The organism is Clostridium sp. 1001271st1 H5, from assembly GCF_005845215.1.
Taxonomy (GTDB): domain Bacteria; phylum Bacillota; class Clostridia; order Lachnospirales; family Lachnospiraceae; genus Enterocloster.
Map to the genome: position 1 here is coordinate 1 of NZ_SPHO01000046.1, position 6389 is coordinate 6389.

Consider the following 6389-nt stretch of genomic DNA (forward strand, 5'->3'; position numbering starts at 1 on the left):
TAACCGCAAACTGTACATACCCATTTCTTCATAATCAATATTCTCCTTTTCCTTTATAGGGTTTAATGTGAATCCTCAGAGGATTCATGTATTTGTTAAATTAATAATAGTAATTGTTACTGATATTAATATAAACTACTTTAGATGGTTTGTCAATAGATTTTTGAAAAAAGTTTAATAAAAAGTGTAAGAGGGGAAGCGGGGAGAAGGACTGGAAAAAAACATCCCAAAACGCATGGTAAAACATATGATACCGGACCGGAACCATATGTTTTACCATGCGTTTTGGGATATCTTCATATTGTATCGCTGAATTATATCACTGAATCATATCATGCATGATACATGTTCTGCTAATCAAAATAGTCATCTGGTTTTAGGCTGCCCTGGTCCAGGCTGCCCAGAAAGCGGCCCAGCAGTGTGCTGAATTCCCTGGCCCTGACGCCGTCCATGTGGCCGTCGTAGTCCCAGTATCCTTCCATGCTGCGGTCCATAAGCTCCGGCTTCATATAATTGAAGTTATAATATTCCAGACCGAGGCCTTCCATAAGGTCTTTGAAATATTGGTGGGACTGCGCGTAGGAACCGGCAAACTGGTCAAGTGTCTCCCTGGGTACGGGAGTGGTGATAACAGTGAGCTCAATGTTGTTTTTCCGGCAGAATGAGGCGATACGGTCAAAGTAACGTTCTGCCCTGGGCTTTACCTGGCTCTCATCCCAGGGGATGTTGTTGAAGGTGCCCTTATCCTCGCCCTCCACCCGGTCCCGGTAGATGAAGCCCCGGCCTCCGTAATGACCTCCGGGGATTTCCAGAATGGAAGGGTCGTAATTTTTGTAGGAAGAACTCTGCTTCCGGCGTATATGGTCCGGAATCCGGCCGACAAGGTTGCGGTAATAGCTCCATGGAGCCAGTGCAGAGCGGAAGTCCAGGTTTATGATTTTGTCCAGGAAGTAGGCAGCCTTGGACCTGGAGAGCGGAAACTCCTGATAAAAGAATATCTGGGTGGAGCCGCTGCGCTGTTCATTCATCCAGTATGAAGGGTCCAGCTCATATACAACGCGGGAAGGCGACTGCGTCTCGCAGGCCAGTCTTAACATGTAGTACATATCGTCCGGGTAGGCGTCTGCCATGCAGAGGCTGACAGAGCTTCCGCCGGATGCAGCGTCCACGGAGAGAGGGTCTATACCGTACTGTCCGTGGGAAGTTCCGATAAATATGGTGTCATATGTCTCGCCGTTTCTGAGGTTATGAAGGTTGATTCTCACGGAGCTGGGAGGGATGAACCCATAATTGAGGGCTGCCGTGATGCATATGCACAGGGCCAGGAACAGGATGGGGCTCAGCCGCTTTAACACTTGTCTGCCGGGCCGGTCATGGGACTGTCTGTCAGACCGGCCGGCCGGTTTGCTAGAATTGGGCATATATAAATCCTCCTCCCGTCATAGTAATCTGGCCCAGCAGCGGTATGGAAAAGAGCAGCATCAGATAGACGCACCACCTGGCAGCCAGGGGTTTCCCGGCCAGGGCAGCCCTCATGTCAACCTGGTTTTCCTGAAGCAGGCTGACCGTGAACAGGACTGCGCAGGATAGGGCCAGGGCAGCATAGTCCTTCAGGTCCAGGCCCAGCCTTAAGAGGCTGCCGTCTGTCAGCGCGGAAAGGGAAAAACCGGTAATGGTATTCTTCATCATGGTCAGCGCGGCTCCCAGGCTTTCCGCCATGTCAAAATACCAGCTGATATTCACAAGGATAAAGGTTCTGAAAATCCGGACCCCTGCCCAGGCTCTGGATTCCAGGGGGATATGCAGTTTCCGGGCCATTTCCCCGTAGATGGGAGCCAACAGGCTGCTGGCGGCAATAATGCCTCCGTTATAGAGTCCGTAAACAATGAATTTCCAGGCAGGTCCGTGCCACACGCCTACCAGGAAGAACACCAGCAGATTGGCAATACAAACCGGCAGTACCCTGCTTACATGCTTTCCGAAATGTTTTTTGCAGTACTTTCCAAACCGGTTCATGCCCTTAGACAGGGAAAAAGGATAGAATACATAATCCTTCATCCAGGTGCCCAGGGTGATGTGCCAGCGGTGCCAGAAGTCTGATATGGACCGCGCAAAATAAGGGCGTTTAAAATTGGCGTCCAGGGATATGCCAAAGCACTCTGAGGCGCCCATAATTACATCCATGCCGCCGGAGAAATCCCCATACAGCTGAAGGGAATAACACAGTACGCCGGCTATGACCGCGATGCCGTGGTAGGACTGGTAATTGCCAAAGACTTCATTGACAATGACCGCGGCCCTGTCTGCAATGACGATTTTCTTGAAGTAGCCCCAGAGCATAAGCTGGAGCCCCCTCTCAATCCGGGTAAGACTGAATTTCCTCCGGCCGAACAGCTGTGACGACAGGCGGTCATACCGGCCGATGGGCCCCTGGAGTATCTGGGGGAAGAAGGAGACAAACAGGGCGAAACGCAGGGGATTGCGGTCCGGCGCATACTTACCCCTGTATACGTCTATGAGATATCCCATGGACTGGAAGGTATAAAAGGATATTCCCAGCGGCAGCAGGAGCCTTGCCGGGGAAATGTGTGTGCCAAAGAAAAGATTTATGTTTTCAGTGGCAAAATTCCGGTATTTTAATGCTGCCAGAATGCCGAAATTCAGGAGAAGGACCAGGGCTGTTATCCCCTTTTTGCGCTGTTTGCAGCGCCCTTTCATGGCCTTTTTTTCCTCCGGGGAAAGGGGCTGTGCCTGGCTGTCAGGGCCCAGGGCGCGGGCAAGCCTCCGGTCCGTGTGCTCCAGCCACAGACCGCCCAGAAAGGTAGTGGCGGTAGTGGTCAGGATGAACACTACCGCCGCCGGGCCGGAGGCCAGATAGAATATATAACTGAATATAAGCAGCCAAATCCATTGGAGCCGTCCGGGTATCACGTAATATCCTGTCACTGCCGCGGCCAGGAATAACAGGAATTTCATTGAAAGAAAAGACATGACCTACCCCTTTAGTTGTCCTTAAGGCGCTCTACCATGTTCCAGAGGGCCTGGGCAGAGTTGAAATTCTCCGGAACAATGTCCACCGGAGATATCTCAATTCCAAAAGCATCGTTTAATTCGCTAACAATGGACAGGATATCAAAGGAATCCAGGTAGCCGTCGTCAATCAGGCCCGTGCATGTCCTGAAATCCACCGTTGGTTTTATGTCTTCTAACAGTTCGAATAATTCATCCATATGATTGTTCTCCTTTTATGTGTCAGAGCGTTTTGAAGAGCCGCTCTGTGATTGATATATCTGCGCGGCAGAGCCGTCGTTCAGCATATCCGTGGGCAGGACATCCCGCACCAGGGAAAGCCCCTGTTTTTGCGTATAGGTCAGGACCGCGGGAAGCTTTCTGCTCAGAAACAGATAAATGCCCTCGGTCACGGAATAGGCCCCGATGCGGTCAAACACCAGTAAATCCCCTATAGTCAGACCTTCCAGGGGGAGGTTCTTCACCAGTATGTCTCCCGAGGTACAGAGGGAGCCGCACACGGTCCAGCGGCCGCTGGCAGGCGTGTCATCGCCGGGGGGATGTCCGGATGCCATGAAGGTTTTGTTCCCGTCCATGACAATAGCGCCGTGTTCCGGTTTCTGCCGCCGGGCCGGATTGTCCTGGGGCAGGTAGCGGTATGCAGGCACCTTCATGGCCATGGTCTGGCCATAGTAGTTGACATGGTTGATGCCGCCGTCCACAATGCAGTAATTCTGGCCAAGGCTGCGCTTTATATCCACCACACGGGTCAGATAGCTGCCGCAGGGAGCGGCCAGGAAACGGCCTGCCTCGAGAAAGATTATACCTTTAAAATCCAGGGAATCAAGGCTTTTTTTGAATTCCTGCAAAAGAATTTCTTCATCCGGCTGTTCCTGCCCTTCAAAATAGGGTATCTGGAAACCCGGTCCGTATTCCAGCTCTCGGAACTCAAAATCCAGCTGTTCCCTGACAAAACCCAGAAGTAAGTCCAGCTTTTCCAACTCCTTCTTTATCCGTTCCAGACCCTTTTTCTGGGTGCCGGAATAGTACTGGAGACCTGTCAGGTCCAGGTGGGGATAGGAGCCGCGGTTACGGATTGAGGCAAGGACATCCTCCTCATCCATACCAAACTGGTTGCCGCTGGTCAGGCGCAGAAGCACCCTGACACCGGTCAGCCCGGCTGCGGCTGCGCATGTTTCCAGCAGCAGGAGCTGGTTTAGGGATTCCGCCGTGTAGGTGCCCGCACCCTGCTCTGCCATGACTGAGCGGATGTGGGCCTCCTCCTTATTGACGCCTGACAGAACGATATTCCGTGCCGGCACATGGGCGCGGCGGCAGATGGCATACTCTCCCGGTGAGCAGACCTCCAGCCCGGCTGCTGTCCGGGCTGCGGCAGCTGTCAGAAAGGGGTTGGCCTTCATGGCGTAGCAGATGTTTACCTGTTTTCCGAGAATCTCTCCCATGCGGTGGATGCGTGAGGTGAATGCATCCAGGTCAAAGAGATAGCAGGGGGTATTATATTGCCGGGCAGCTTCCAGCAGGGTACGGTTATTCATAAAGCCTCCTGAGTGCCTGCCGGTCCACCTTACTGTTCTTGGTAAGGGGAAGCTTTGGCAGGTTTCTGTATAGATTGGGGAACATATAGCGGGGCAGGAGGTGTTCCAGGCCCAGTGCTATATCCCTTTTGCCGGCGGTTCCCTCATAAAAGGCAGCAATTTTATTCTTCTCCTCCAGAAACAGGCACACCGCCCTGTCCACACCTTCCACGGCTTCAAGGGCTGCCTCAATCTCGCCAAGCTCGATTCGGTGGCCCATGTGCTTGATTTGGAAATCCTTCCGGCTGCTGAAATACAGAAGGCCGTCCTCACCGTAGCAGGCCAGGTCGCCGGTCCGGTATATAGTCTCCTGATAGCAGGTGTTTAAGGGATTCTGGACAAAGGCCATGGCAGTGCGTTCCGGGTCCCTGTAGTAGCCCAGCGCCAGAGCGGTTCCGGCCACGCAGAGTTCTCCGCACTGTCCGGGTTCTGTAACCAGCCTGTTGTTTTCATCCAGCAGGAATACGGTTTCGTTGGGAAATGGCTTCCCGATGGGAATGGGGGTTCCGGGCTCAAAGTCCCGGTCCACCACGTAGTATGTGCAGTTGCAGGTGATTTCCGTGGGGCCGTACAGGTTTACAAACAGGGCCTTTGGCAGGTAACTGCGCCATGTGTTCAGATGTTTGACCGGCATAACCTCCCCGCTGAAAAGAATTTTATTCAGATGGGATGGCACACGGTAGGTAAAACCCTTAAGCGTGGTGATGATGCACAGGGCTGAGACAGCCCAGATGGCTGTGGTGATTTTCCTGTGGCACAGGTAGTCCAGAAGACCTGTGGGGATGGAAAACAGCCGTTTGGGAATGATTTCCAGCGTGGCCCCGGTACTCAGGGCCGAGTAGATGTCCTTTACAGATACATCAAAGTCAAAGGGCGCCTGATTGCCGATGACGTCATCCTGAGTTATATGGAACAGCTCCGTAAAATGCCCGATGAAATCAATGACAGAGCGGTGGCTCACCACCACGCCCTTGGGCACGCCCGTGGAGCCGGAGGTAAAGATTCCGTACAGGGGGTCTGTGTCGACGGCCTGTGCGCGGATGGAAGCAAGGAGCCCCGGATTCAGGACATCATCCGTAAGGCATCTCAGCTCCTCCAGAGGCAGTATTTCACCTGAAAAGGTGATATCACCGGCCAGGCCAAGGCTTTCCTTATCAGCAATCATCAGGTCTGCCTGCAGGGTATCCAGAATGCGGTTCAGGCGCTGGGCAGGCTGGCTCCCGTCCAGACAGACATAAAAACAGCCTGCCTGCACAATGCCCAGAAAGGCGCCCAGGGTAAATACATTCTTTTCCGCCAGTACGGGAACAGGACGGCGGGGGCCGGTCTTTCGGCCCAGGACACTGCCGATTTTCATGGACAGGTCTGTCAGTTCACCGTAAGTAAGGCTTGTATGTTCGTCAGCAAAAGCTGTTTTACGGGGATGGGCTTCTGCGGATTTTTCCAAAAAACATAGGACATTCTGTATCAATGAAAGGACCTCCGATAACAGGATTTTAAAGCATTTTCGTGCTTAGTCTAGCACAGATGGATAGCGGGTTCAAGGCTTTAATTATGAAGATTCTATGACGATTGGCGGATACCTGCGAAACTGCAATTGCCGGATACACTCCGGGACAGCAGATTACAGACGCAAAAAAGGAGAAGAGTGTGCTCTTCTCCTGATTCTGTAACAGTCATAGGCCGGATACCGGCCGCTTAATTAACCAAAGTATCTGTTAAGCAGACCCTCAAATGCCTTGCCGTGACGGGCCTCGTCCTTGGCCATCTCATGTACGGTGTCAT

Annotated in this window: 5 protein-coding genes and 1 pseudogene; all 6 read right to left on the reverse strand. The window is 52.6% G+C overall.

Going from position 1 to position 6389, the window contains the following annotated elements; all coding sequences use genetic code 11:
- Positions 1 to 353 precede the first annotated feature (353 nt).
- Entirely contained in the window at positions 354 to 1421 is a 1068-nt protein-coding gene (locus tag FGS84_RS30230; protein WP_138311849.1) for a hypothetical protein, read from the reverse strand.
- The gene (locus tag FGS84_RS30235) at positions 1408 to 2976 is read right to left on the reverse strand and encodes an MBOAT family O-acyltransferase (protein WP_347563916.1); all 1569 of its coding nucleotides are present in this window, start codon (positions 2974 to 2976) and stop codon (positions 1408 to 1410) included. Before FGS84_RS30235 ends, FGS84_RS30230 begins: the two co-directional genes overlap by 14 nt.
- Positions 2977 to 3002: 26 nt before the next feature.
- On the reverse strand, positions 3003 to 3230 hold the full coding sequence (locus tag FGS84_RS30240) for an acyl carrier protein (protein ID WP_138311851.1): 228 nt from the start codon (positions 3228 to 3230) through the stop codon (positions 3003 to 3005).
- A 15-nt stretch (positions 3231 to 3245) separates the two neighbouring features.
- On the reverse strand, positions 3246 to 4565 hold the full coding sequence (locus FGS84_RS30245) for an alanine racemase (RefSeq protein ID WP_138311852.1): 1320 nt from the start codon (positions 4563 to 4565) through the stop codon (positions 3246 to 3248).
- Positions 4558 to 6051, reverse strand: a complete 1494-nt coding sequence (locus tag FGS84_RS30250; RefSeq protein WP_347563917.1) for an amino acid adenylation domain-containing protein — start codon at positions 6049 to 6051, stop codon at positions 4558 to 4560. Before FGS84_RS30250 ends, FGS84_RS30245 begins: the two co-directional genes overlap by 8 nt.
- A 255-nt stretch (positions 6052 to 6306) precedes the next feature.
- Positions 6307 to 6389, reverse strand: a pseudogene (locus FGS84_RS30255) (NADH peroxidase); the annotation flags it as partial.

Coding starts and splice junctions, on each gene's coding strand:
- FGS84_RS30245 (WP_138311852.1), bottom strand. CDS start 4,565: ATGAATAACCGTACCCTGCTGGAAGCTGCCCGGCAATATAATACCCCC.
- FGS84_RS30235 (WP_347563916.1), bottom strand. CDS start 2,976: ATGAAATTCCTGTTATTCCTGGCCGCGGCAGTGACAGGATATTACGTG.
- FGS84_RS30230 (WP_138311849.1), bottom strand. CDS start 1,421: ATGCCCAATTCTAGCAAACCGGCCGGCCGGTCTGACAGACAGTCCCAT.
- FGS84_RS30240 (WP_138311851.1), bottom strand. CDS start 3,230: ATGGATGAATTATTCGAACTGTTAGAAGACATAAAACCAACGGTGGAT.